Genomic DNA, 23,793 nt, shown 5'->3' with positions numbered 1-23,793 from the left:
TGTAAATATAACAGAATGAAAGGAGATCTTAATTATGCATTGCGGACCAAGACCGAATATTTGCCCGGCAGTTGTCCATCCGACAAAATGCTGTGTAAATCATACTTTCCAGAATAATGTGGTGCCCCATATCCATCCTACACACACTACGACAGTCAACCACATTAATTATCAGCATCAGCATTATTTCCCACAAACACAATCAGTTGTTAATGAAGTGACAAACCAGCAGTTTGTCGCAGGCCCTGGACCGGCCCCGGGATTTGGGGGACCAGGCTTTGGAGGCCCTGGAGCAGGCGGCTTCGGCGGACCTGGGTTCGGAGGCCCAGGCTTTGGCGGCCCAGGCTTCGGAAGATAATAATCTGCCCTATTAATGTGCAGAATACCAAGGCAGGGGCCTGTTTACAGGTCCCTGCTCACTTTTTTCCATGAACCTCATATTATTTTTTACATAGAAAGGAGCAGCCCAAATGAAAACAGCGGTTGTCTCAGGCTATAAACCCCACGAGTTGGGAATTTTCAAACGAAATGATCCTGCAGCAGCTTTCATAAGGGCTGCAATCAGGAAAAGCCTGCTCAGTATGCTTGACGAAGGGCTTGAATGGGTGATTATCAGCGGGCAGCCGGGCGCAGAGTTATGGGCTGCTGAGGAGGTCTTTCAGCTTCAGCTCGATGAATTTCCTGATCTAAAGCTGGCCGTCATCACCCCATTCCTTGACCAGGAGCAGAATTGGAGCGATTCCAATAAAGAGTGGTATGAATCAGTCATTTCCCAGGCCGATTTTGTGGATTCAGTAACAAGGAAGCCTTACGAAAAGCCTTGGCAGTTCAGGCTGAAGAATCAATTCCTTATCGAAAAAAGCGATGTGCTTCTCCTTGTATATGATACAGAAAAGGAAGGTACGCCAAAGTTCATATATGAAACAGCCAAAAGCTATCAGGAAAAGAATCCATACGATATCAGGATGATTTCTTTTTATGACCTTCAGCTGATTGTTGAAGAAGAGCAGCTGAAGAACCAGGATTTTTAATTTAGTTCCAAAGATAAATTGACAAAAGTACATATTTTTGAAAAAATATATTAAGATTATTCAGCGATAGACTGAGGTGAATGTGATGCTATCCGATAAAGTTAAGTTAACAGCAAAAGACATTTTGGAAAAAGAATTCAAGGCAGGGATGCGGGGATACAAGCCTGAAGACGTCGATAAGTTCCTGGATCTGATCATCAAGGATTATGAAACCTTCCACCAGGAAATCGAAGATCTCCAGCAGGAAAACCTGCGCCTTAAGAAACAGCTTGATGAAGCCTCAAGAAGGCCTGCAAGCACCCAGACTGCCGGAACAACGAACTTTGATATATTAAAGCGCCTTTCCAATCTGGAAAAGCACGTTTTTGGCAGCAAACTTTATGAATAACAGCTTTTAACTGATTTTCCTTTTTAAAACCATTGCTATTGGAAGCCAGATTGAATATAATATCATTTGTAGTCATTAATAACGTTCGGGTAATCGCTGCGGCAGCTTGCTGCTGCAGAGGAAAGTCCATGCTCGCACGGACTGAGATGTCCGTAGTGTTCGTGCCTGGCGAAGTCATAAGCCAGGGCAGCCGGGCGATTGCGCGGCTGACGGCAGGGAAAATGCCTAAGTCCTTCGGGATATGGCATGAATACCTTGAAAGTGCCACAGTGACGGAGCCTTTCCAGAAATGGGAAGGGTGGAACGAGGTAAACCCCGCGAGCGAGAAACCCAAATAATGGTAGGGGCACTTTCTCTGAGGAAATGAACAAGGAGAAGGACAGATTTTATATCTGTAGATAGATGATTGCCGCCTTAGTACGAGACGCAGGTCGATTGCAGTACAAAGGAACAAAACATGGCTTACAGAACGTTATTAGTGAGATGATTTTTGAAATGGTAAAGCTCTCCTTTTGCAGGAGGGCTTTTTTAATACATAATACATTGGCCAAACTCATACAGAGGAACACTTGCACGAGGAAACTTCTTCAGGCTATGATGGAAGAAGCGGACCGCAGGCCGGCAATAATGAAGGGAAGACCTACTGGAAAGGATGTCTTACATGGGAAAGTATCAGATAATCGCTACAGCGGCAATGGGGCTTGAAGCGCTCGTTGCGAAGGAAGTGCGGGCACTTGGCTATGAATGCCAGGTGGAGAACGGAAGAGTTGAATACACAGGGGATGAGACAGCTATAGCGAGAAGCAACTTATGGCTGAGAACGGCAGACCGGATCAAAATCAAAATCGGCGAATTTAAAGCCTATACTTTCGATGAGCTGTTTGAAAAAACAAAAAGCCTTCCATGGGATCAGTATATTGCAGAAGATGCTGAGTTCCCGGTAATCGGCAAGTCTGTCAAATCAAAGCTGTTCAGCGTTTCTGACTGCCAGGCTATCGTCAAAAAGGCGATTGTCGAAAAGCTGCGGACAAAATATAAGAAAACAGGCTGGTTTGATGAAACAGGCCCATTATGCCGCATTGAGATATCTATGCTGAAGGATACAGCAACCCTGACTCTGGATGCCAGCGGAAGCGGCCTTCATAAACGGGGATACCGGGCAGGCCAGGGAGAAGCGCCGCTGAAGGAAACACTGGCTGCTGCGCTCGTCCAGCTGACGAACTGGACCCCGGACAAGCCATTCGTGGATCCTTTCTGCGGATCCGGGACCATTCCAATTGAGGCGGCATTGATCGGGCAGAATATCGCCCCAGGCTTTAACCGGGAATTTACCTCTGAAAAGTGGGGCTGGATACCGGAAAAAGTGTGGGATGATGCGAGAGATGAGGCAGAAGATCTGGCTGACTATGATCAGGTACTAGATATAACCGGATCGGATATAGACCACAGAATGGTGAAGATCGCCCAGGAGAATGCTTTTGAAGCCGGGCTTGGGGACATGATTCAATTCAAGCAGATGCAGGTACGGGATTTTACCACGACTAAGGAATATGGCGTGATTGTCGGCAACCCTCCATATGGAGAAAGGCTTGGGGAAAAGGGTGCGGTACAGAAAATGTACCGTGAAATGGGAGAGGCCCTCTCAGGACTTGATACTTGGTCCATTTACATGCTTACATCTGATGAGGACTTTGAACAGCATTTCGGGCGCCAGGCAACGAAGAAAAGGAAGCTGTTCAACGGATTCATCCGAACAGACCTCTATCAATACTGGGGCAAGCGCCCGCCAAGAGAAAACAGGCAGTAAGAGGAATAAAAGGTTCTCTTATTGAATAAACTAGCAATACTCGATCCTTTTTGGATTAGATAAGTTAGTTTTATTTACAGGAGGAGAGCCAATGGATTACAGGACTCTTGATTTCTATAGAATTTCTCAGGCGCTTGACTACTCGATGGAAATGCTGGTAAAAGAAACGCCTGCAGAACAGGTGCTGGATGAACTGAAAAGCGCTCAGCACGAGCTCAGGCAGGCCCTGTCCTTTTCCCATTCCGGCAGGCAGCAGTAAATCCTGCCTGATGTCCGGCAATAACCAGGCCCAAGGCTGGCCTCCTTGAAGGGAGCGCCAGTTTTTTGCCGTTCAAGATTATTAGTTGTGCTGAATTCCTGATCCATGCACAGAGCTTCTAGCGGCCCCTTGTGCTTGACTAGTTGGAAAAATAGTATAAAATGATTCTTGGCCTCCCAGTTTAGAGGCCTTGATGCTGCAGAGTGCAGCTTGATGCAAGAATGAAAGGCCGTGCTTCCATGGCCGTAAATAATATTGAAAATTACCGCCTCAGCCAGGCGGTTATACTTTTTTATGCTGAAAAATCGCAGCACTTATGCATGTGCAGGAGTTTTTCGCTATAGGCGGACAAGGCCGCAGGCCAATGTCCGGTCCCCCGTCATATTGCCAAAGTTATAGGAAGCCCCTGGGACGCTTCTGGATATAGGAGGATTACATGCAAAACCAATTGCCCTTTGCAGTAGCAAAAACAGAATCATTTTTTGAGAAGCTTGGCGACTGGATCGGGGATGTTTTCTATGATCTGCTCCCTGAAGCCGGTTTTGAATTAAGAGACGAACAGATTTATATGGCTTTCCAGCTGGAAAATGCCTTCAAGGAGAAGAGGACGATCTTCGCTGAAGCTGGTGTAGGGACAGGAAAAACGCTGGTCTATCTCCTGTATTCCATCTGCTATGCAAGATATACGAATAAGCCGGCTATCATTGCCTGTGCCGATGAAACCCTCATTGAGCAGCTTGTTAAAAAGGAAGGGGACATTGCCAAGCTTGAAAAGGCGCTTGGACTGAATATTGATGTGCGCCTGGCAAAATCAAGGGATCAATATCTCTGCTTGAACAAGCTGGACAAGGCCGTAGCGGAACAGGATTACGAGGCTTATGGAAACATTTATGACCAGCTTCCGTCCTTTACCCACAGCGGTGGATCATTGCAGAATTTCGAAAGATACGGAGACAGGAAGGACTATCCTGAGCTGACAGACAGCGAATGGACCGGTGTATCATGGGATTCTCTTCAGGATTGCTTTACATGCGAGAAAAGGCACCGGTGCGGCCAGACACTGCACAGAGATTATTACCGGAACAGCCAGGACCTGATCATATGCTCACATGATTTCTATATGGAGCATATCTGGACAAAAGAATCCCGTAAAAGAGAAGGACAGCTGCCGCTGCTGCCAGAATCCTGCACAGTCGTATTCGATGAAGGACACCTGCTTGAATATGCCAGTCAGAAAGCCTTGACATACAGGCTGACCGAGCAGATTCTGGAATCGCTCCTTACCCGCCTGATGGCTAATGACGTAAGGGAAAAAACGCTGAATCTGATTGAAGACACCATCGTCCAGAATGAGACATTCTTCCATGTGCTTTCTGCTGCTGCCGAAAGCCGGACGGATTCTGAGAAGCAGCAGATTGCCAAAGGGCCTGCTGTTTTGAAAGAAGGAAAGCTCCTGCTTGAAATGATCGGCTCACTGGAAGAGGAGCTTGTCTTTGAAAGTGAAATGTATGTTATTAATGAATATGACCTGAAGGTTGTCGAAGAATATCTTGAGCAAATTTCATTCTCGCTCTCCCTGTTCATGAAAGATAAGGGCGGTATCAATTGGTTTGAAGAGCATAATGGTGAAAGGACACTTGTTATCATGCCTAGAATGGTTGAAGAAATCATGAGGGATGAGGTATTTTCCCAAAAGAAACCATTCATCTTTTCCTCAGCCACTTTATCGGAAAAAGGCTCCTTCGACTATATGGCTTCAAGCCTGGGCATCGACGACTATTTATCATTCACTGTAGCATCACCTTTCAGCTATGAAGAAAAAATGGCCATTTATATGCCAGAATACAGTGAAGAAAATATGGCCGGCAAAATGGAATATACCCTGGAGCAGCTTAAGAAATCAGGGGGCAGAGGCCTTGTGCTCTTTACTGATCAAAGAGAGCTGAACCTGTTTAAAGACTATGCACAGGGCAAAACGGAATTCCCTGTCTATTTTGAAGGGGAGGCTGAAATCAGTACACTCGTATCGAAATTCCAGAATGAAGAAGAAGCAGTCCTTTGCTCTACAAACCTGTGGGAGGGCCTGGATATTCCAGGCAGGTCGCTCGAAAATGTAATCATTTTCTCACTCCCGTTCCCTCCGCATGATCCAGTGTTTGATGCCAAGCGTGAAAGCGCGGAAGATTCTTTCCGGGAAATCGACATGCCATACATGCTCCTCAGGCTTCGCCAGGGAGTCGGCAGGCTCATCAGGGGCCATGAGGACAGAGGAACAGTACACATCCTGACCAGCACAGAAGAAGATGCTTCAGTCCTTGAGTCTGTTGAAGCTGTGCTGCCTGTCACACCTGTGAAATAATGTTTAACTGCCCCCCCTTGGCCGAGGGAGGGGCTTTTTCGTATTTACAACAAAGTAGTATGTTTCAGTAGACAAGGTTAAGCCAATAAGCCAAAATCTATTCCTTCAGCCGCTATCTTCTTCACTGCATTCAAAGCAAATCGTTTTCTTGTCATCCGTTATGATACCGTTGAAAAATCCATCAAGGCAATAAATTGTTTTTCCGCATCGTCTGCAAGTACCGGCAGGCTCTTTCATCATTCTTCCTCCTGATTTTAGGTGATTTGTAGTTCTATTCTAGCGTTTTATTCAGAAAAATGTGATAAAATATACTTTGCAAATGATTTTTAGGGGGATTCCAGCATGAATGAAGCATTGAAAAAAACTGAAAAAGACTTTCTTGATTTTGTAAAAAAGATGAGCGCTTATAATGAGGCGCTGTCATTAATATTTTGGGATCTTCGGACCGGTGCTCCCAAAAAGGGTGTAGATCAGCGCACTGAAGTAATCGGCATGCTGTCTTCCGAAGTGTTTAAGATGTCCACTTCAGAAGAAATGGCTGCATACATAGCAAAGCTTTCTGGAGAAGAAGCAGCTGCATCACTTGATGCAATTACCGTGAAGGTACTGGAAGAAAGCAAGAAAGAATATGACCGGAATAAGAAAATCCCGGCTGAGGAGTATAAGGAATACGTCATCCTGCAGTCAAAGGCTGAAAGTGTATGGGAAGAGGCAAAAGAAAAGTCTGATTTCACCCTTTTCCAGCCGTATCTGGAAAAGCTTGTTGAAGCCAATAAGCGCTTTATCCAGTATTGGGGCTATGAAGGCCATAAATACAACACACTCCTGGATATGTATGAACCGGGCGTGACAGTCGATGTACTGGATGAAGTTTTTGGCGAGCTCAGAAGCAAAATCGTGCCACTCGTCCAAAGCATATCTGAATCGGATTCAAAGCCGGATACCAGCTTTTTATTTGAAAATTTCCCGAAGGAGAAGCAGCGTGATTTCAGCTTGGAAATCCTGAAGCAGATGGGCTATGACTTCGATGCAGGAAGGCTTGATGAAACGGTCCATCCATTTGCGACAGGCCTGAATCCCGGGGACGTCAGGGTAACAACGAAATATGATGAAAAGGATTTCCGCACAGCCGTATTCGGGACAATCCATGAAGGCGGCCATGCGCTTTATGAACAGAATATTTCCAAAGACCTGGTAGGCACTCCGCTGTGCACCGGGACATCAATGGGAATCCATGAATCACAATCTCTCTTTTATGAGAATTTTGTGGGGCGCAGTGAATCATTCTGGAAGAAAAATTACGAACTGCTCAAGCAGTACGCTAATGGCCAGTTTGACGGGGTGGAGCCGGAAGATTTTTACCGTGCCATCAATGAGTCCAAACCGTCGCTGATCAGGATAGAAGCAGATGAATTGACCTACCCGCTTCATGTTATTGTCCGCTACGAAATCGAAAAAGGGCTGTTCAATGATGAAATTGAAGTGAAGGACCTTCCGGAAATCTGGAACAGCAAATACGAAGAATACCTGGGAGTAAGGCCGGCCAATGATGCGGAAGGAGTTCTTCAGGATGTCCATTGGGCTGGGGGGAGCTTTGGGTATTTCCCTTCATATGCCCTGGGGTATATGTATGCGGCACAGCTAAAGCAAGCGATGCTGAAGGACCTTCCTGATTACGACCAGCTTCTTGAAAATGGTGATCTTGCACCAATCAAGGAATGGTTCACGAAAAACGTCCATCAGTACGGCAAGCTGAAAAAGCCGCTTGAGATTCTTGAAGATGTGACTGGCGAAGGGCTGAATGCCAGCTGTCTGTCTGATTATCTTTATGAGAAATACGGGAAGGTCTACCGTTTAAAAGAGTCATCCCGTTAATTTTAAAAAATGAAGAAAGGGAAAAAGAGCGGTTCCAGCCGCTCTTTTTCTGCAGGTGAGGCAATGAAGAAGCTGATGCCATATTTTGCAATCTCTGCCGGTGCTTCTTTATGGGGCCTGATTGCCTATTTTATCAGGGGATTATCCGGGTTTGGCTTTTCTTCAATGGAAATCGTAGGGATCCGGGTAGTAACTGCTGCTGCGGCTTTGCTGCTGATAGGGCTTTTTCTGGCGCCTGGCCGGCTGACTCTTAAAAGACCATCTGATATTGGACTGTTTGCCGGCACCGGGATTTGCAGCATCGTGTTTTTTAATTGGTGCTATTTTACCAGCATCAATCTGATGGATATCTCAATCGCAGTCATACTGCTGTATACTTCTCCTGCATTTGTAGCAGTTTTGTCCCATATTTTTCTGAAAGAGAAAATAACCGGGCGTAAAACCATTGCCGTTTGCGGGACCGTTGCCGGGTGTACCCTGATTGCAGGGGTGGGGAGCAGTGCTGGATTAAGCGTAATTGGAGTGGTCATTGGACTGGGAGCGGGTCTTGGCTATGCACTTTACAGCATCTTTGGAAAGTTTGCGCTTCAAAAGTATGAGCCGTTTACTGTAACACTTTATACATTCCTGACTGCCTCTGCTGTCCTGCTGCCGATTACCAGGCTGTGGGAAAAAGCTTCTCTGTTCTTAAAGCCGGAGGTTCTGTTCCTTGGCCTTGGCCTCGGCCTGCTGCCGACCGTGCTTGCCTACTTTCTTTATACTTGGGGCTTAGAGAAGACAGAAAGCAGCAAGGCAGCGGTCATTGCTGCCATTGAGCCTGTCGTCGCCATCCTCCTGGGTGTGGCTTTATATTCTGAATCGCTTGGATTCCTGCAGCTGTCCGGCTCTATGATCATCATACTATGCGTCATCCTCGTGAACCTCCCGGAAAGAAAGGGGAGAACTGGCCTTGGGGCCGGCAATAGTGCATAAGGAAACACTCCAGCTGATGCTGGAGTGTTTTTTTGCTGGAGAATTGTTTTATCCTGGGCTGCAGGAAGCAGCGATTTTGGTCTGCGTTCCTTAATCTGGTCAAGCCGCTTCCGCTTTTCTTACCACAATTTATATCCCTTAGATCCCGGTGGTGCGTTTTGGATCAGGTCGATGAACGGGATGGTGTAGGCGAACAGGATGAGGGCAGCGGTTATGCCGATCCAGAGCTTCCAGTTTTCAAAGATAAGCGGGGGTTTTTCGGCATTTTCCGCTGTTTCGCCTACCGGGAATTCTTCGCAGCCTTTAGGGGCCATGAAGGCGAGATTTACAAAGATATACAGCATCAGAATGATGGCAAGGAACAGGATGGATCCCCCGATTGCCTGTGCGACTTGATAGGGGATCCATTCGGCTGCCTGGGCTGCGCCGCCGTACTCAGAAAAGGAAGAGCGGCGTGGGGCGCCCAGTAATCCTGCTGCATGCATGGCCCCGGACATGAATGTCATGCCGATTGCCCAAAGCACACCTTGTGTAATGGCGAGGCGGTTCATTGCTTTTGTCAGGACCCTGCCGGTCAAATGCGGAACCAGCCAGTAAGAAATGCCGAAGAATGTCAGGACCACCGCAGTTGCCACGGTTAAATGGAAATGGCCGGTAACCCAGATTGTGTTGTGAACCACCTGGTTCATTTGGTGTGATGCGTTAACAATGCCTCCTGCACCCGCAGGGATAAAGGCGACCATCCCGAGGAATGGAACAGTGAAGCGGGCATCCCCCCAAGGCAGTTTCTTAAGCCAGCCGAATAAGCCGGTTGCCCCTTTGGATCTTCCGAATCCTTCAAATGTGGCAAACAATGAAAAGGCAGTCATTAAAGACGGGATAACAACCAGGAATGTCAGGATTACCTGCAGGAATTTCCAGGCAGCATCGATTCCCGGCTCCATCAGCTGATGGTGGAATCCGACGGGTATGGAAAATAGCAGGAATAGAATGAATGACATCCGGGCAAGTGAATCTGAAAAGATCTTTGCGCCGATTACTTTCGGAATTACAACATACCAGCCCATATAAGCTGGAAGAAGCCAGAAATAGACAAGCGGATGTCCGAAATACCAGAAGAGCGTCCGGCTTACTCCGACATTGACTGTCTCCACAAGGCCTAGCGACCATGGCAGCAGCTGTATGAGCACCGTTGCAGCCACTCCAATGGTAGCAACGATCCACATGATGGTATTTACCAGGCTCATGAATGTGAGCAGGGGACTCGGGTGCTTGGGATTATTCCTGCGCCACTCTGCGTATTTCATGATGATGGCAGCTCCATCAAACCAGCTGCCGACCACTACGAAGGTCAGTCCAAGATAATAAATCGCATGTGCCTGCAAAGGGGCATAAAATGTATATAAAACGCTTGCTTCATTCAAAAGAATCATGATGGCTGCCATGATGGTTCCGGCAGTCATGAGCCAAAAACCGATCCAGCCCATCGTCCGCTGCTTTTTCGTCAAGGTCCCGGATGTTTTGCTGACTGCTGCAAGCTGGAAGCCCATAATGAAGAACGTTGTGAGGACCAGTCCCAATACGACTCCGTGGACAGTGAGAATCTGATAATAGCCGATTCCGGCAGGCAGCTGGAACTTGCCGGAACGGACGAGCACCTGCAATAGGCCGGCAAGCCCGCCGATTGCAAGCGCTATGAATGCTACATAGAAATGAGCCATGGCAAGCTTCCCGTCCTGCCTGTCGACCTTTGGATTCTGATTTTGCTTCATTATGCTTCAACCACCTTTATTTTTGACGTCATCATATGATGTCCTGCTCCGCAGTACTCATTGCACAAGATAAGATATTCTCCAGCTTTATCAAAAGTTGCTGTATGCTCGCTGATATAGCCTGGCTCTATCATCATATTAATGTTTGAGCCGGCGACCTCGAAGCCGTGAATTACGTCTTTTGTCGTGGCGATTATTTTAACTTTTGCTCCAAGGGGGATTTCTACATCCCCGGGATTATAGGAAAAGGCGGAAGCGACGAATACCAGCTCATAGTCCCAGTCCTTGCCTTCGACCTTCTTAAGGCCCGGTTCATTAAATGGTGCTGTCTGGTCCACCTTCTCCGGGTTGATGGTCGCGAGGCAGCTTGGCGGCTGGTTGCCAAGATAAAATGCGCTGATGCCAAGGACCGTCAAGAAAACGATCAGTGAGCCGATTCCGAAACCGAGCCAGGCTTTTTCATATTTATGCATATGCATAGCTTTCTTCTCCCTTCAGGCTTTTAAATATAATAGATTGCATGCTGGATGATTAAAATCGATCTGTAAATAAGAAATACACGCCTGCCCATACTCCGATTAAAAATAAGCCCAGAATGAACACAGAGGCCAAGGTTCCTTTTAAAGAGGAAGCATCCTCGATCTTTGTTTTATTTTTCCTGCCGAGTTCCGTATTTGCCATTGGCTTTTTCTCCTTTCAATATGGATGAATAAGTAATGATTACATGTTCATCATACAAGGAAATTCTCTGGATTCTACCAGTCCCCAGCCGTTTCACAAAGTGTTCATTCACTGTGTTGGCACTATGCTAATAGTGTAAAACTGATACAGCAGGCTGGAAGGGCCGGGATACTTAGGGAGAAATGTGAAATTTATGTGAAAATGATAAAAACTCAGGGCATTTTCATTTAAATATGACCAGGGTAAAGGAATGGCATGACTATCCACAGCCGGAATTATTTAATTTCCGGGATTATTCAGAAAAGAGCTGAATATATACTGCTCGAGATTCGTAAAGCAGCATATCATCCTTAAAGGCGAACAATGCAAGAGAAATAAAAACAAATAATTCGACTTTTTCTCTTATGAATCTATTGAAAAATCTTACTGGGATGATATAATGAAACATAATTTCATAACGATACACTCATATAATCGCGGGGATATGGCCTGCAAGTTTCTACCGGACTGCCGTTAACAGTCTGACTATGGGTGAGCAATGGGAGGCATTGGGATTTTTTGCTGGTGCCCCTGCCTTATAAAAGCCTGAAGGGATTGCTTCACTCATTTTTTTGCAGTGAGTGATTTCCTTCAGGCTTTTTTATTTTTCTATTCAATAGGGAGGATAATGATGAAACTACTAGAAGAAACAATCAAAAGAGAAGGACGGGTGCTGTCTGACAGTGTCCTTAAGGTAGACTCCTTTCTTAACCATCAGATCGACCCTTTCCTGATGAAGGAGATAGGCAAAGAGTTTGCGGCCCGTTTTGAAGGGGAGGCCATTACGAAGATTCTTACGCTGGAATCTTCAGGGATTGCACCCTCTGTCATGGCAGGGATTGAGCTTGGGGTACCCGTGCTGTTTGCAAGGAAAAGAAAATCTTTGACTCTTTCAGAAGGGCTGCTTTCCGCCAGTGTTTATTCTTTTACAAAGCAAGAGTCCAACGAAATTTCAGCATCTTCCAAATATCTTGGCGCTGACGACAGGGTACTCATCATCGATGACTTCCTGGCAAATGGACAGGCGGCTTTGGGGCTCATTGAGCTTGCAGGACAGGCTGGGGCATCGGTCGCCGGCGTCGGAATTGTGATTGAAAAATCCTTCCAGGAAGGGCGCAGCCTTTTGGAAGAGAAAGCTGTCAAAGTGGTATCCCTTGCGCGAATCCAATCGCTCAGTGATGGAAGCATTACATTCATGGAAAATAGCAGGGAGGCATCTATCCTATGAAAAACTCACCATTTAAAATAGCATCACTGGGAATCCAGCACGTGCTGGCCATGTATGCAGGTGCGGTCATTGTCCCGCTTATAGTGGGCGGCGCCCTGGGCCTGACAGGAGAACAGCTGACATATCTTGTTTCCATCGATATCTTGATGTGCGGTGTGGCTACGATCCTTCAGGTATGGCGCAATCAATTTTTCGGAATCGGCCTGCCGGTTGTGCTTGGCTGTACGTTTACGGCAGTCAGCCCAATGATTTCTATTGGCGGTCAATATGGCATCACAGCCATTTATGGATCGATTCTGGTTTCAGGGCTTTTTGTTATACTGATAGGAAAATATTTTGGAAATCTTGTTCGTTTCTTTCCTCCGGTTGTAACAGGCTCGGTCGTTACCATCATTGGAATAACGCTGATCCCGGTTGCCATGAATAATATGGCTGGCGGCGAAGGCAGTGCAGACTATGGTTCGCTCTCCAATCTGGCCCTTGCCTTTGGGACTTTATTCTTCATCATTATTTTGTATCGTTTGTTTACCGGGTTTATCCGCTCCGTTTCAATCCTGCTTGGTCTGTTTGCGGGAACAGCCGCTGCATTCCTGATGGGAAAATCAGACTTCTCTGCAGTAGGTGAGGCTTCATGGTTCCATATGGTCCAGCCATTCTACTTCGGGATGCCTACATTTGAACCGGCAGCAATCCTGACGATGATCATTATCGCGATGGTCAGCCTGGTTGAATCAACAGGCGTATATTTCGCTCTTGGGGATATTTGCGGAAAGAATCTGGATAAAAAAGACCTGGCAAACGGCTACAGGGCAGAAGGACTTGCGATTGTCCTTGGCGGACTGTTCAATGCATTTCCGTATACAACTTATTCTCAGAATGTCGGCCTTCTCCAGCTCTCAGGCGTGAAAGGCAAGAATGTCATCTATACAGCGGGCGTATTCCTGATCCTCCTTGGTCTGGTTCCGAAAATTGGGGCCATGACTACAGTCATTCCATCAGCAGTTTTGGGCGGCGCAATGATTGCCATGTTTGGAATGGTTATAGCCTACGGAATCAAAATGCTCAGCCAGGTGGACTTTTCTTCCCAGGAAAATCTGCTGATCATCGCCTGCTCTGTCGGAATGGGGCTTGGAGTCACAGCAGTGCCCGGCCTGTTTGCAGAAATGCCTGAGAGCATCAGGATCCTGACAGACAACGGTATTGTAGCGGGAAGTTTGACGGCTATTGCACTCAATCTTGTATTTAATGTAAAAGCTTCCAAAGCAAAGACAGCGAACTCCAAGCTTGAAGAGAAGGCAGCATAACATCAACCAGCCATCCTGCTTTTTACCGGGGATGGTTTTTTTATGAAACATATTCTCATGACAACCGTATTGAATAACATGAAACATAAAGGAGGAATGAGTATTGAAAAAAATCTTCCGGCTGTTCATGTTTGCGGTGATAGCCCTTTCCCTGGGAGGCTGCTCCTTTCTCGAAGAGGCTGCCGGCACTGTAGAGTATGCCAATAAAGCTGCAGAGCATATTGAAAAGCTGAATGCATTTGCCGAGGACGCTCCTGGGATGATTGAAGAAGCTGCCAAAAATTCAGCAATCCGGCAGCAGCTTGAGGAAAGGCTGGTTATTCTAAAAGAGGATATCGAGAACTTTATTCAGCTTCAGGATATACCGGCTGCCGCTGAGGCCATACATGAGGAGCTGGCTGCCAAAAATGAACTGCTGCTGGCAGAAATCAATCTGGCGATCGATGGCGGCAATCTAGCCCTTGATCAATTGGAGAGCTCAGAAATGATTAAAACAATAAACGAAGCATCTGCCCTGCTGAACCGGATTGAAGGGCTGATGAATTAATGGATAAAAGGGCATCTTTGGGGATGCCCTTTCTGTCTTGTCATCTTCCTTCCAGCAGCTCATCCGTAAATCTTATGCTCATTTCCAGCCTCTCCCGGTAGCTGCCGTTGATTATTTTATAGCATACATTATGTTCATCAAGAAGGGATTTCAGAAGGAGATGATTCTTCCAGCGCAAATCCTGATCACCGAAGCTTCTTGTCCCGTCATCGACCCAATCCACATCCGGCTCCAATAAAAGCCATAAATCATACTCCTGCAGCCTGGCGATTTCATCAAGCACAGGCTGCCTTTTATTCAGATAGGCGTGAGAGAAAAACTGGGTGGTGATTGCCTCAGTATCAACAAAAAGGATTTTGTCTGCCAGCTTCAGCTGCTTCCATTCCTCCAGCTTATGAGCATATGCAATATAGGGGTAATCTTCCTGTACTGTTATTCCCTCGCATCCTCCAAGTTCTTCATAAAAGGTCCGCCCATACTCCTTCACAAAAGAAGTATTATAAATTTGTGCCATATTGGCTGCCAGCGTGGATTTTCCACAGCTTTCGGTCCCGGCAATCACCACTTTTTTGACGAAATGCGGCCGGACACATTTAGGCACCATATCCCAATGCTTCAGTACACCATCTTTCCTGAACATCGTGCCTGATACCGGATACCTTTTTCTCTCCGGATCTATGAGGATATGCTCAGCTTCCGGGTAAAGACGGGAAAAAATCGGTCCATAATCCGGCTCTGAGCTGAACACAAAATCGATCGGACTGCCGATTGCGGCAAGGATCTTTTTTGCGCCATTTTCCCAATCGGAGAAAGACCCGGTCTGTTCATCATAAATTTCATGGACATGTACATGCGGCAGCTCCCTGGTCAGCTGTTTCCACCAGCGGAGACGCAGTGTAAAGCTGACATGCTCTGCACAGCCGCCTTCACAAAGCTTTAGTTCATAATCACTGTCGTGTGAGATGATGACATGAAGCTCGTCGGCTATTGAAGCTGCAGCCGTCATACTGTATACATGGCCAAGATGGGGGAAAGGAAGGAACTTTCCCCCGTACATACCAATTGTTTTTTTCTTCAAACCGCTGCAGCTCCCTGTTTTTTATAAAGTTTCGTCCAATTTATATACCCATAAATGCTGTTAAACAAGAATGCTGTCCACATGACGAGCATAGATATATCATTGCCCCCTGTTGAAATCAGAGCATTAAACCAGAGGATGACCGACAGGACATTGACAAGGATCCACAGAAGCCACTGCTCGGCAAATCTTCTCAGCATCAATATCTGTGCTGTTACTGAAAGGACATTTGTGGCAGAGTCAATATAAATAGACCTGCCTCCCAGATAGTCAAGGAGGAGGGCATAAAGAAAAATGGACACCAGCACAATGATGCCAAGAAGGGACCATCCCTTGGAATCAAGCGTCTTAACCTTCACATCTTCCCCTTTTACGCTGTCCCTTGTCTGATTCTTTCTCCAGAGATAAATGCCGATGAACTGAATGGGAAAATAGAACAGACCATTGAGCATAGCTTCACCATACAACCCGTAGGTATAGGAAATATAGGCATAAGTCCCTGTCTGGATAATGCCAAAATAATAGTTTGAGATTTTCCCCTTAGCTACGAGAACTACGCAAAGCATCCCGGCCAAAGAAGAAATAAGGCCAAGAAGTGAATCCTGCCAGGCAAAAAACAGATACACGTTAATGAGTGTAAAAACAAGAAGCCAGCTTATTTCAAATATCGTCCAATCACGGAATCTTTTCATGGTTTCCTCCTATAAAAGCGGATACGGCCATACAGCCTAAGACTTATTATAGGTGATTATTTTCTGAATAGGGAATAAACTTCCTGTTTTTTTTTACCATGGAAGCTTAGCAGAGGAACATTTTGTTTTTAAAAAAATAAAATATAATTGCAGCAATACAGAATGAGGGTGAAGAAGTGGAAAAGTTTTATTGCGAGTATTGCAGGCTCCTTTACAATGAAGAGGGAAGCTGTAAAGTATGCGGTTCTGCTGCAGGCAAGAAAATCATCATAAACGTCCAGGCCCAGGAGCTTTCATCTGTTAAATCCAAGGAATAGGGTGGAAGGGCGCAGAGCCGCCCTTTTCCCGTTATAGGCAGACTGTTAGGTGTCCTGGCATGCTGTATGATAAAATTTATATGAATTTTCTAAAAAGGGTGATAGATATGTATTTGCCTGATTTCAGGTTAGAAGGGAAAAAGGCATTAGTGACCGGTGCAGGGCGGGGAATAGGACGGGCCCTTGCTATTGGGCTGGCAGAAGCGGGTGCAGATGTAGCCCTGCTGGCAAGAACAAAGGCCGATTTGGAAGAAACCGCTGCAGAAGTGAGGAAGACTGGCAGGGAGGCCATTGTCATCCAGGCTGATGCAACTAAAAGGGAAGATGTACATAATGCAGTCAAAACCGCTGCAGAACATTGGGGAAGACTGGATATTGCCGTCAACAATGCAGGCATGAATATCCGTTCAAAAGCGCTGGATGTAACAGATGAAGAATGGCAGACAATTATGGATACGAATCTCAAATCCGCTTTCATGGTCTCCCAGGAGGCCGGACGGGTTATGAAGGACAGCGGGACACCGGGCAGGATCATTACGATTGCCTCCGTTGCCGGACATGTCGCTTTAAGGACGGGAGTTGTATATGCAGCAACAAAAGCGGCTTTAATCCAGATGACTAAAGTACTTGCCATGGAATGGGGCCCTTACAATATCAACGTTAATGCAATAGGTCCGTGGTATTTTAAGACTCCGCTTACAGAAAAGCTCCTTTCAGATCCGGAATATTTGCAGGAAATATTGGATGTGACGCCGCTGAACAGGGTCGGCGAGCTGGAGGAGCTGGTTGGCCCGACAGTATTCCTGGCGAGTGCTGCAGGCAGCTATATGACCGGCCAGACACTCTTTGTTGATGGCGGCATGACGATTAAAGGATTTTAGACAGGAAAGTCAAATCCCCCGGCGATGTGCCGGGGGATTTTTTTCTTTTTATCCAGCAGATAGGCGTCAGCTGAGGCTATTCAAGCATCAGGACGACCATCAGCTCACCTGCGACTGCAATCTTTACAGACAGGCTGTAGGCTTTCTCAAACCCATAGACCTTCGTCTCGCCTACAAGGACAGTAGGGGGGGTGATATCAATTTGCAGGCCCTGCCCTGATAAATAAATAGATAGATTGCCTGCAATCATATTTCCGAGTTCACCCGAGAAAGATTCCAGCATTTCACCTTCCATCAGCATTCCAAACATAGCTTCACCGATTTTGCTGAAAACCTGCTCTTCTCCATCTATAATGATTCTGCCCCGCAAATCGCCCGTTATTCCAACCAGCACACCAATGCTGTGCTGTGTAAAGGGCTGTGAAAATTGCGCAGGCGCCTCAACTGAAGATTCAAAAGGAAAAACACTTTTAATTGATTCAATAGTACCACTAATGATATCCTCAATACTTTTTGTCAATGACATGAACGATCCCTCCAGCAACCAGCTATCATTAATATTAACATAATTTCCCGATGCTGGTAGTAAGTTTTTACAAAAATACCTCTAATTATTTCCCGAAATCACCAGGGCAAAAGTAGCAGGGATAAAAGTAACGCTCCAAGTGGATATTAATTGGAAAAGATTAAATAATGAATGCCCTTGTAAAACGATATATAATAAAAGAGCACAGCAACTCCTTCAAAACGTGAAGCTTCCTCCTGGCGGGGGAAGCTTTTTTTTGTCCCATGCTGCTTCCCGGGAGTCATGCAGGATGATAACAGGTGTATAAAACTTCTTAGTTTGGAAAAATTAACTTGGAATTGTTTATAGAGCGAGGAGCGTAATAAGATGCCAGCTATCATCTCGGCTGCCGAAGCCATCCCTGCCCACAGGCTGGAGCAGGGACAAGTAATGGAGTTTGCAAGAGACTTGTTTGCTGAGTCCTTCAAGGATGTTGAAAGACTTTTAAAAGCCTTCCATAATGGCCAGATACATAAAAGACATTTTGCCAAAGGAATGGACTGGTACAGGCGTGAACATTCTTTTGAAGAAAAAAATGAAGCCTTTATTGAATGTGCGGTAGAGCTTGGGGCAGAGGCCATACAGAATTGCCTCCATAATAGACAGTTCCTCAAACGAAAAATAGATTATACGGAGATTGATGCCATTTTCATGGTGACAAGCACGGGAATCTCCACTCCAAGCCTGGAAGCAAGAATCATGAACGTCCTGCCCTTTTCACAGCATACAAAAAGAATACCCTTATGGGGGCTTGGCTGTGCCGGCGGGGCTTCAGGGCTATCAAGGGCTTTTGAATACTGCCTTGCCTATCCAAAGGCGAAGGTGATTGTCCTGGCAGTAGAGCTTTGCAGCCTGACCTTCCAGAAAAATGATCGAAGCAAAAGCAATCTGATCGGCACTTCTTTATTTGCTGACGGTGCTGCTTGTGTCTTACTAGCCGGGGAACATGCGGAATTGGATAATACCCAGCGCTCTGCCGCCATTCCGAAGATCATTGGCACAGCTTCGACGACCATGCCTGATTCTCTTGATGTAATGGGATGGGATGTAAAGAACGAGGGTCTCTATGTAGTATTTTCCAAGGATATCCCCTCTATTATTGAAAACTGGCTCAAGCCGAATGTAGAAAGCTTTCTGAAAAGGATGGACACCAGGCTGGATGAAATTGATCATTTTGTTGCGCATCCGGGCGGGAAAAAGGTTCTGGATGCCTATGTCAGCAGCCTGCAGTTTTCTCCCCATATGACAGATATATCCCTTCAGGTGCTGAAGGAGTTCGGCAATATGTCTTCTGCTACGATCTTGTATGTACTGAGAAGGTTCATGGAAAAAGGGAAGGCAGGAGAGCTTGGGATTGCGGCTGCCCTGGGGCCGGGATTCAGCTCTGAACTGCTGCTGCTGAGGTGGGAATAACATGGATATATTCACCGTTTTTATTTTGATTATTATGCTGCAAAGGCTCGGGGAGCTGGCAGTAGCCAGAAGCAATGAAAAATGGATGAAAAGCCGGGGAGCCCTTGAGTTTGGCAAGGGGCACTACAGCTTAATGGTAGTAATCCATGCACTTTTCTTTCTTTTTTACAGCTTAGAGGTTTTATGGGGGAGCAGGACCCTTTCCTCTTTGTGGCCAGCCATTTTAACAATTATCATCATCACTCAGGCTGGCCGGCTGTGGTCGCTTCTTTCCCTTGGGAAGTACTGGAATACGAAAATCCTGGTTATTCCCCAGGCCCAAGTGGTCATGAGAGGGCCTTATCGATACATCCGGCATCCGAACTATGTAATCGTAACCCTGGAATTCCTCGCTTTTCCTCTTATGTTCCAGGCGTATTGGACATTGGCCGTATTTTCAATTCTGAATCTTGCCATCCTCTCGGTCAGGATACCAGCCGAAGAACAGGCTCTCAGCAGCCTGACTGAATACCGGGGAAAATTGCAGCATAACCGTTTTCTTCCAGGAAGACCGAAATGAATTCCTGAATAAAGCAGTTGAAAATGATTTTCATTGATGATAAACTTCTAAATGAGGCTGAATATTATTCTCAATTGAAAAAATGATTCAACCAAGGACGGTGTTACATATGGTATCTGTTTTTATTATTGGTGTGATCGCTGTATACTCGTTTGTCATGAAGCACGTCTTAAGCCATGTTGCAAAGCCGCAGACAATGAAATAAAATATCCCAGGCCCTTTTCTTTTCAGAAAAGGGTTTTTTGTTTGACTTTATTTGTTTATAAGAGCTTCTTCCGCACGTCATGGCTGCTGCATAGTTATAAATATATGAAAAGAGCGAATTATCGTTTAAAATGGTAGTAAATTCATAAAAGCAGGGAGAAGTATCGGATGTCATTCACATTGCCAGAACAGCGGACAGCAGAGAAGGTCAACAAAGCCGCTGCCCTTCATGATTATTTTACAGAACAGAAAGATGCCCAATCAGCAGAAAAGGCGGGCCAGCTTGCCAGGAAAATCCGCCGGAATGAGTTTACTATTGCCTTTTGCGGCCACTTTTCAGCCGGAAAATCAAGCATGATCAATAAAATCATCGGCGAAGACCTTTTACCGTCAAGCCCGATTCCTACAAGTGCCAATTTAGTGAAAATTAAAGCAGGGGAGGATTATGCCAAGGTCTATTTTAAAGAAGGAAATCCCCGCCTCTATCCTGCTCCATATGATTATGAGCGTGTAAAGCAGTATTGCCGGGATGGCGACCAGATCCATTCCATCGAAATCAGCAAGCCGGGCACAAGCCTCCCGGAGAATATCGCTGTCATGGATACACCGGGTATCGATTCGGCAGATGACGCCCACAGAATTTCAACAGAATCTGCCCTGCACCTTTCCGACCTTATTTTCTATGTGATGGATTATAATCATGTCCAGTCAGAGCTGAATTTTCTGTTTACAAAAGAGCTTGCTGCTGCTGGAAAAGAGATTTATCTGATTATCAATCAGGTTGACAAGCACCGTGAAGAAGAAATAAGCATGGCGAAGTTCAAAGCCAGTGTGAAAGAGTCATTTGCTTCTTGGGGAGTTCAGCCAGAACGTATTTTCTATACATCACTAAAACAAGAGAACCATCCTCATAATGATTTTGGAAAGCTGCGCCAATTCATTCAGGAAAAAATGGCTTTAAGCAGCGAACTGCTTCCCCGTGCGGCAGAGGAAGCTATAAGAAGACTCGCTGATGAGCATATCCGATTCCGGGAGACGCTTGATGAGTCAGAAGAACAGCGGCTGGAAGGAATTTTGGAAGGGCTTCCGGCACAGAGGAGGGAAACTTTAGAGAAGGAAGCTGCTGCTTTTGAGGATAAGCTCAACAAGAAAAAGGCAGAAAGGGATGCTTTCCGGGAAGACCTTGGAAAAGAGCTGGAAAAGGTATTAAAGAACGCTTACCTGATGCCGTACCAAACAAGGGAGCTTGCAGAAAAGTATCTCGAATCCCGTCAGCCGGGATTTAAAGTCGGCCTGTTTTTCTCACGCCAGAAAACCGGGGAGGAGTCAGCCCGCCGCCTTGATGCTTTTTATCAGGATCTGCACGACCGGGTGAAGTCTGAGCTGGTCTGGCATATAAAGGAAGTGTTTTCAAGAACACTAAAAGAAAAAGAGCTTCATGATCCTGAACTGCTGGAAGCGGTGCAAAGCTTTTCCATCCCGTTTTCGCCGCAAATGATCGAACAGACTGTGAAAAGCGGTGCAATGCTGACAGGTGAATATGTGCTTAACTATACAGAGGATGTCGCCTCAGCAGTGAAAAAAACGGCTAAGGACCATTTTGAACAGATTAAAAACAGCATGATTCAAAAAGCTGCGGAAAACTCTTCAGAAGCGATTGAAAAGTCAGAAGCGGAATACAGGGTAATCAAAGATCTTGCAGAAGCGTGTAACAGCCTGAACGAATTGAAAGAAAAGCAGCTCGCAGCAAAAATGAGGCTGGAGCAGGTAATTCATGAAGACTATCCTTCAGATCAGCTGAGTGCCAGCGCAATCGGGCTGACAGCCGACACCGAAACAGCCGAAGTTGCGCCTGACGATGAAGAAATCCTTCCGGATAACGTGAACGATAAGCTTGAAATGGAAGAGGAAGAGGTAGAACTTGCAGTGCGGAGTGCAGACCCGGAGGACATGATCGAAAAGCTTCTATTTACAGCTGAAAAATTGAAAGATGTACCCGGATTCTCAAAGACTGCTGCCGAATTGGCGAGAAAAGCAGTGCGGCTGAAGGACAAGGATTATACGGTCGCTTTATTTGGAGCCTTCAGTGCCGGCAAGTCATCTTTCGCTAATGCACTGATTGGCGAAAGGCTGCTTCCGGTTTCGCCAAATCCGACAACTGCCGCAATCAATAAAATCAGGCCTGTCGACCAAGAACATGCCCATGGCACGAGCCTCGTGCATTTTAAAACAGCAGAGGTTCTTTATGAAGATGTCAATCGTTCCCTCAAGGCTTTCAATGAACAGGCAGCAGATCTTGATGACGCCATTCGAAGAATCGGAAAGCTAAGTGAAGCAGGGGATTTGAACAGCAGCGAAAAAACCCATCTGGCTTTCCTGAACGCCTTTTCGAAAGGATATCCGGAGTACCGTGCCAAGCTCGGTGATACCATGACAGCCAGTCTGGCAGAATTTGGGGCATTTGTGGCGGATGAAGAGAAATCCTGCCTGGTGGAGCTGATTGAAGTGTTTTATGACTGCCCATTGACTAGGCAGGGCATCACCCTTGTCGACACTCCCGGAGCCGATTCAATCAATGCCCGTCATACAGGCGTTGCATTCGATTATATTAAAAATTCAGATGCCATCCTTTTTGTGACCTATTATAATCATGCATTCTCAAGGGCCGACAGGGAATTCCTCATCCAGCTCGGAAGGGTGAAGGATTCTTTTGAGCTCGACAAAATGTTCTTTGCCGTCAATGCAGTCGATCTCTCCTCAAGTGAGGAGGAAATGAATTCTGTGCTAGGCTATGTGGAAGACCAGCTGACTCAGTACGGCATTCGCAGTCCGCATCTGTATCCGGTCTCAAGTTTGCTTGGACTGCAGGAGAAGCTGGGCGAGGCTGCCGGCAATTCCTATTTGGCAGAGTTCGAGGAACGATTTTATTCATTTATTTCCAGCGAACTTTCCGCCATTGCCGTAAACTCGGCTGAAAGTGAATGGAAACGCGCCATCGGTCAGCTCAGGAGCTTTATCCGCTCTTCTCAGGAAGATGAGTCGGCAAAGCAGCGGAAACGCGAGAAGATAGCAGGGGAGAAGGCTGGAATCCGGGATATTCTTGAAAAAGGCTCTTCCATAGTGCTGAAGAAAAGGCTTGAACAGGAAGCGGATGAGCTTATCTTTTACATTAAGCAGCGGGTATTTTTCAGGTTTGGCGATTTTATCAAAGAAGCCTTTAATCCTTCTGTCCTGAAAGATGATGGCAGGAATATGAAGAAAGCGCTCCAGGATGCCCTGGCAGACTTCATCAGCTCTTTCGGGTTTGATTTTGCCCAGGAGATGAGGGCAACCTCGCTGAGACTCGAAGTATTTGCCGGCAGGCTGGCAAAGGAATCCCAGGCCTCGCTGGAATCTTCCATCAGGAAAATCAGCGAAGATATTACATTTACAGAATTTGAAGTCTCCAGCCATGCAGGGCTTGAATTCACATCCGCTTTTTCGGACCTGGAGCCTGGGATGTTCAAAAAGGCTTTAAGCTATTTCAAAAGCCCGAAGACATTCTTTGAACAGAATGGCAGAAAACAGCTGGGCGAGGAACTGCACAAAGTGCTGGATGAACCGGCTGATACTTATCTGGCTTCTGAGGGCAGCAGGCTGAAAGACTACTATGCAGGCATTCTCGAAGAAGAATACCGAAAGATGGCGGCCGAAATGGCTGAGCAGGCAGCTGAATATTATGAAGGGGTGTCTGCAGCGCTGAGTGATGAAATTCCTCTAGGGAAATTGACTGAACTGGAACGCTCACTCGTCCAATTCACATCTGTCAGTAAAGGGTGATAA

23 protein-coding genes, 1 other RNA gene and 1 riboswitch are annotated in these 23,793 nt (G+C 46.2%); of the genes, 17 read left to right on the top strand and 7 right to left on the bottom strand.

Annotated elements, in window-relative coordinates:
- The first annotated feature begins 34 nt into the window (after positions 1-34).
- The 7 genes from ACQCVH_RS21540 (at position 35) to ACQCVH_RS21510 (ending at position 5,844) form a co-directional block, all read left to right on the top strand.
- Complete coding sequence (locus ACQCVH_RS21540; RefSeq protein WP_426837638.1) at positions 35-358, top strand: CotD family spore coat protein; 324 nt, start codon at positions 35-37, stop codon at positions 356-358.
- Positions 359-470: 112 nt separating this feature from the next.
- Positions 471-1,031, top strand: a complete 561-nt coding sequence (locus ACQCVH_RS21535; protein WP_426837637.1) for an SLOG family protein — start codon at positions 471-473, stop codon at positions 1,029-1,031.
- An 85-nt stretch (positions 1,032-1,116) separates the two neighbouring features.
- Entirely contained in the window at positions 1,117-1,419 is a 303-nt protein-coding gene (gene gpsB, locus ACQCVH_RS21530) for a cell division regulator GpsB (protein ID WP_009791232.1), read from the top strand.
- 81 nt (positions 1,420-1,500) lie between these two features.
- Positions 1,501-1,889: RNase P RNA component class B (rnpB, locus tag ACQCVH_RS21525), an RNA gene on the top strand.
- A 191-nt stretch (positions 1,890-2,080) separates the two neighbouring features.
- A complete protein-coding gene (locus tag ACQCVH_RS21520; RefSeq protein ID WP_426837636.1) occupies positions 2,081-3,226 on the top strand; it encodes a THUMP domain-containing class I SAM-dependent RNA methyltransferase in 1,146 nt (381 codons plus the stop codon).
- 91 nt (positions 3,227-3,317) lie between these two features.
- Positions 3,318-3,485: a hypothetical protein gene (locus ACQCVH_RS21515; RefSeq protein ID WP_224901073.1), complete on the top strand. Its 168-nt coding sequence runs from the start codon at positions 3,318-3,320 to the stop codon at positions 3,483-3,485.
- A 436-nt stretch (positions 3,486-3,921) separates the two neighbouring features.
- Complete coding sequence (locus ACQCVH_RS21510) at positions 3,922-5,844, top strand: ATP-dependent DNA helicase (RefSeq protein ID WP_426837635.1); 1,923 nt, start codon at positions 3,922-3,924, stop codon at positions 5,842-5,844.
- A 105-nt stretch (positions 5,845-5,949) separates the two neighbouring features.
- On the opposite strand, the gene ACQCVH_RS21505 is transcribed toward ACQCVH_RS21510, so the two are convergent.
- Positions 5,950-6,084, bottom strand: coding sequence for a hypothetical protein (locus ACQCVH_RS21505; protein WP_426837634.1), 135 nt, complete (start codon positions 6,082-6,084; stop codon positions 5,950-5,952).
- A gap of 102 nt (positions 6,085-6,186) precedes the next feature.
- On the opposite strand from ACQCVH_RS21505, the gene ACQCVH_RS21500 reads away from it, so the two are divergent.
- Both ACQCVH_RS21500 and ACQCVH_RS21495 read left to right on the top strand, forming a co-directional pair.
- Positions 6,187-7,719, top strand: coding sequence for a carboxypeptidase M32 (locus tag ACQCVH_RS21500; RefSeq protein ID WP_426837633.1), 1,533 nt, complete (start codon positions 6,187-6,189; stop codon positions 7,717-7,719).
- Between the two features lie 63 nt (positions 7,720-7,782).
- Positions 7,783-8,691 (top strand): DMT family transporter, encoded by a 909-nt coding sequence (locus ACQCVH_RS21495; protein WP_426837632.1) that lies wholly within the window; start codon positions 7,783-7,785, stop codon positions 8,689-8,691.
- Positions 8,692-8,810: 119 nt separating this feature from the next.
- Here the strand turns inward: ACQCVH_RS21495 and ACQCVH_RS21490 are convergent, their stop codons facing one another.
- The 3 genes from ACQCVH_RS21490 to ACQCVH_RS21480 are packed head-to-tail and all read right to left on the bottom strand — an operon-like array spanning position 8,811 to position 11,144.
- The gene (locus ACQCVH_RS21490; RefSeq protein ID WP_426837631.1) at positions 8,811-10,463 is read right to left on the bottom strand and encodes a b(o/a)3-type cytochrome-c oxidase subunit 1; all 1,653 of its coding nucleotides are present in this window, start codon (positions 10,461-10,463) and stop codon (positions 8,811-8,813) included.
- Positions 10,463-10,942, bottom strand: a complete 480-nt coding sequence (locus ACQCVH_RS21485; protein ID WP_426837630.1) for a cytochrome c oxidase subunit II — start codon at positions 10,940-10,942, stop codon at positions 10,463-10,465. The genes ACQCVH_RS21490 and ACQCVH_RS21485 overlap by 1 nt, the downstream gene beginning before the upstream one ends.
- Positions 10,943-10,994: 52 nt before the next feature.
- The gene (locus tag ACQCVH_RS21480; RefSeq protein WP_009791219.1) at positions 10,995-11,144 is read right to left on the bottom strand and encodes a hypothetical protein; all 150 of its coding nucleotides are present in this window, start codon (positions 11,142-11,144) and stop codon (positions 10,995-10,997) included.
- Between the two features lie 446 nt (positions 11,145-11,590).
- Positions 11,591-11,692: riboswitch (purine riboswitch) on the top strand.
- A 122-nt stretch (positions 11,693-11,814) separates the two neighbouring features.
- Between ACQCVH_RS21480 and ACQCVH_RS21475 the strand changes: the two genes are divergently transcribed.
- The 3 genes from ACQCVH_RS21475 to ACQCVH_RS21465 all read left to right on the top strand — a co-directional run bounded on the left by ACQCVH_RS21475 (position 11,815) and on the right by ACQCVH_RS21465 (position 14,262).
- Positions 11,815-12,411, top strand: a complete 597-nt coding sequence (locus tag ACQCVH_RS21475; RefSeq protein ID WP_426837703.1) for a xanthine phosphoribosyltransferase — start codon at positions 11,815-11,817, stop codon at positions 12,409-12,411.
- Positions 12,408-13,715, top strand: coding sequence for a nucleobase:cation symporter-2 family protein (locus ACQCVH_RS21470; RefSeq protein ID WP_426837629.1), 1,308 nt, complete (start codon positions 12,408-12,410; stop codon positions 13,713-13,715). The genes ACQCVH_RS21475 and ACQCVH_RS21470 overlap by 4 nt, the downstream gene beginning before the upstream one ends.
- A gap of 103 nt (positions 13,716-13,818) precedes the next feature.
- Positions 13,819-14,262 carry a DUF6376 family protein gene (locus ACQCVH_RS21465; protein WP_426837628.1) on the top strand — a complete coding sequence of 148 codons (444 nt, stop codon included), beginning with the start codon at positions 13,819-13,821 and terminating at the stop codon, positions 14,260-14,262.
- Between the two features lie 40 nt (positions 14,263-14,302).
- Here the strand turns inward: ACQCVH_RS21465 and nadR are convergent, their stop codons facing one another.
- Complete coding sequence (gene nadR / locus ACQCVH_RS21460; protein WP_426837627.1) at positions 14,303-15,340, bottom strand: multifunctional transcriptional regulator/nicotinamide-nucleotide adenylyltransferase/ribosylnicotinamide kinase NadR; 1,038 nt, start codon at positions 15,338-15,340, stop codon at positions 14,303-14,305.
- Positions 15,337-16,032 carry a nicotinamide riboside transporter PnuC gene (gene pnuC / locus ACQCVH_RS21455; RefSeq protein ID WP_426837626.1) on the bottom strand — a complete coding sequence of 232 codons (696 nt, stop codon included), beginning with the start codon at positions 16,030-16,032 and terminating at the stop codon, positions 15,337-15,339. The genes nadR and pnuC overlap by 4 nt, the downstream gene beginning before the upstream one ends.
- A 176-nt stretch (positions 16,033-16,208) precedes the next feature.
- On the opposite strand from pnuC, the gene ACQCVH_RS21450 reads away from it, so the two are divergent.
- Both ACQCVH_RS21450 and ACQCVH_RS21445 read left to right on the top strand, forming a co-directional pair.
- Positions 16,209-16,349, top strand: coding sequence for a hypothetical protein (locus ACQCVH_RS21450; RefSeq protein WP_426837625.1), 141 nt, complete (start codon positions 16,209-16,211; stop codon positions 16,347-16,349).
- Between the two features lie 107 nt (positions 16,350-16,456).
- Positions 16,457-17,230, top strand: a complete 774-nt coding sequence (locus tag ACQCVH_RS21445) for an SDR family NAD(P)-dependent oxidoreductase (RefSeq protein WP_426837702.1) — start codon at positions 16,457-16,459, stop codon at positions 17,228-17,230.
- Positions 17,231-17,306: 76 nt separating this feature from the next.
- Here the strand turns inward: ACQCVH_RS21445 and ACQCVH_RS21440 are convergent, their stop codons facing one another.
- Positions 17,307-17,756: a chemotaxis protein CheX gene (locus ACQCVH_RS21440; protein WP_426837623.1), complete on the bottom strand. Its 450-nt coding sequence runs from the start codon at positions 17,754-17,756 to the stop codon at positions 17,307-17,309.
- Positions 17,757-18,122: 366 nt separating this feature from the next.
- On the opposite strand from ACQCVH_RS21440, the gene ACQCVH_RS21435 reads away from it, so the two are divergent.
- From ACQCVH_RS21435 to ACQCVH_RS21425, 3 genes are all read left to right on the top strand, one after another.
- On the top strand, positions 18,123-19,208 hold the full coding sequence (locus ACQCVH_RS21435; protein WP_426837622.1) for a type III polyketide synthase: 1,086 nt from the start codon (positions 18,123-18,125) through the stop codon (positions 19,206-19,208).
- 1 nt (position 19,209) lies between these two features.
- Positions 19,210-19,767: an isoprenylcysteine carboxyl methyltransferase family protein gene (locus ACQCVH_RS21430; RefSeq protein ID WP_426837620.1), complete on the top strand. Its 558-nt coding sequence runs from the start codon at positions 19,210-19,212 to the stop codon at positions 19,765-19,767.
- Between the two features lie 372 nt (positions 19,768-20,139).
- Positions 20,140-23,790 carry a dynamin family protein gene (locus ACQCVH_RS21425; protein WP_426837619.1) on the top strand — a complete coding sequence of 1,217 codons (3,651 nt, stop codon included), beginning with the start codon at positions 20,140-20,142 and terminating at the stop codon, positions 23,788-23,790.
- Positions 23,791-23,793 lie beyond the last annotated feature (3 nt).

Source organism: Bacillus infantis, from assembly GCF_050107595.1.
Classification (GTDB): Bacteria; Bacillota; Bacilli; order Bacillales; family Cytobacillaceae; genus Bacillus_AB; species Bacillus_AB infantis_C.
This window is presented reverse-complemented; position numbering and strand designations above follow the sequence as displayed.

Coding starts and splice junctions, on each gene's coding strand:
- ACQCVH_RS21540 (WP_426837638.1), top strand. CDS start 35: ATGCATTGCGGACCAAGACCGAATATTTGCCCGGCAGTTGTCCATCCG.
- ACQCVH_RS21535 (WP_426837637.1), top strand. CDS start 471: ATGAAAACAGCGGTTGTCTCAGGCTATAAACCCCACGAGTTGGGAATT.
- gpsB (WP_009791232.1), top strand. CDS start 1,117: ATGCTATCCGATAAAGTTAAGTTAACAGCAAAAGACATTTTGGAAAAA.
- ACQCVH_RS21520 (WP_426837636.1), top strand. CDS start 2,081: ATGGGAAAGTATCAGATAATCGCTACAGCGGCAATGGGGCTTGAAGCG.
- ACQCVH_RS21515 (WP_224901073.1), top strand. CDS start 3,318: ATGGATTACAGGACTCTTGATTTCTATAGAATTTCTCAGGCGCTTGAC.
- ACQCVH_RS21510 (WP_426837635.1), top strand. CDS start 3,922: ATGCAAAACCAATTGCCCTTTGCAGTAGCAAAAACAGAATCATTTTTT.
- ACQCVH_RS21505 (WP_426837634.1), bottom strand. CDS start 6,084: ATGATGAAAGAGCCTGCCGGTACTTGCAGACGATGCGGAAAAACAATT.
- ACQCVH_RS21500 (WP_426837633.1), top strand. CDS start 6,187: ATGAATGAAGCATTGAAAAAAACTGAAAAAGACTTTCTTGATTTTGTA.
- ACQCVH_RS21495 (WP_426837632.1), top strand. CDS start 7,783: ATGAAGAAGCTGATGCCATATTTTGCAATCTCTGCCGGTGCTTCTTTA.
- ACQCVH_RS21490 (WP_426837631.1), bottom strand. CDS start 10,463: ATGAAGCAAAATCAGAATCCAAAGGTCGACAGGCAGGACGGGAAGCTT.
- ACQCVH_RS21485 (WP_426837630.1), bottom strand. CDS start 10,942: ATGCATATGCATAAATATGAAAAAGCCTGGCTCGGTTTCGGAATCGGC.
- ACQCVH_RS21480 (WP_009791219.1), bottom strand. CDS start 11,144: ATGGCAAATACGGAACTCGGCAGGAAAAATAAAACAAAGATCGAGGAT.
- ACQCVH_RS21475 (WP_426837703.1), top strand. CDS start 11,815: ATGAAACTACTAGAAGAAACAATCAAAAGAGAAGGACGGGTGCTGTCT.
- ACQCVH_RS21470 (WP_426837629.1), top strand. CDS start 12,408: ATGAAAAACTCACCATTTAAAATAGCATCACTGGGAATCCAGCACGTG.
- pnuC (WP_426837626.1), bottom strand. CDS start 16,032: ATGAAAAGATTCCGTGATTGGACGATATTTGAAATAAGCTGGCTTCTT.
- ACQCVH_RS21445 (WP_426837702.1), top strand. CDS start 16,457: ATGTATTTGCCTGATTTCAGGTTAGAAGGGAAAAAGGCATTAGTGACC.
- ACQCVH_RS21440 (WP_426837623.1), bottom strand. CDS start 17,756: ATGTCATTGACAAAAAGTATTGAGGATATCATTAGTGGTACTATTGAA.
- ACQCVH_RS21435 (WP_426837622.1), top strand. CDS start 18,123: ATGCCAGCTATCATCTCGGCTGCCGAAGCCATCCCTGCCCACAGGCTG.
- ACQCVH_RS21430 (WP_426837620.1), top strand. CDS start 19,210: ATGGATATATTCACCGTTTTTATTTTGATTATTATGCTGCAAAGGCTC.
- ACQCVH_RS21425 (WP_426837619.1), top strand. CDS start 20,140: ATGTCATTCACATTGCCAGAACAGCGGACAGCAGAGAAGGTCAACAAA.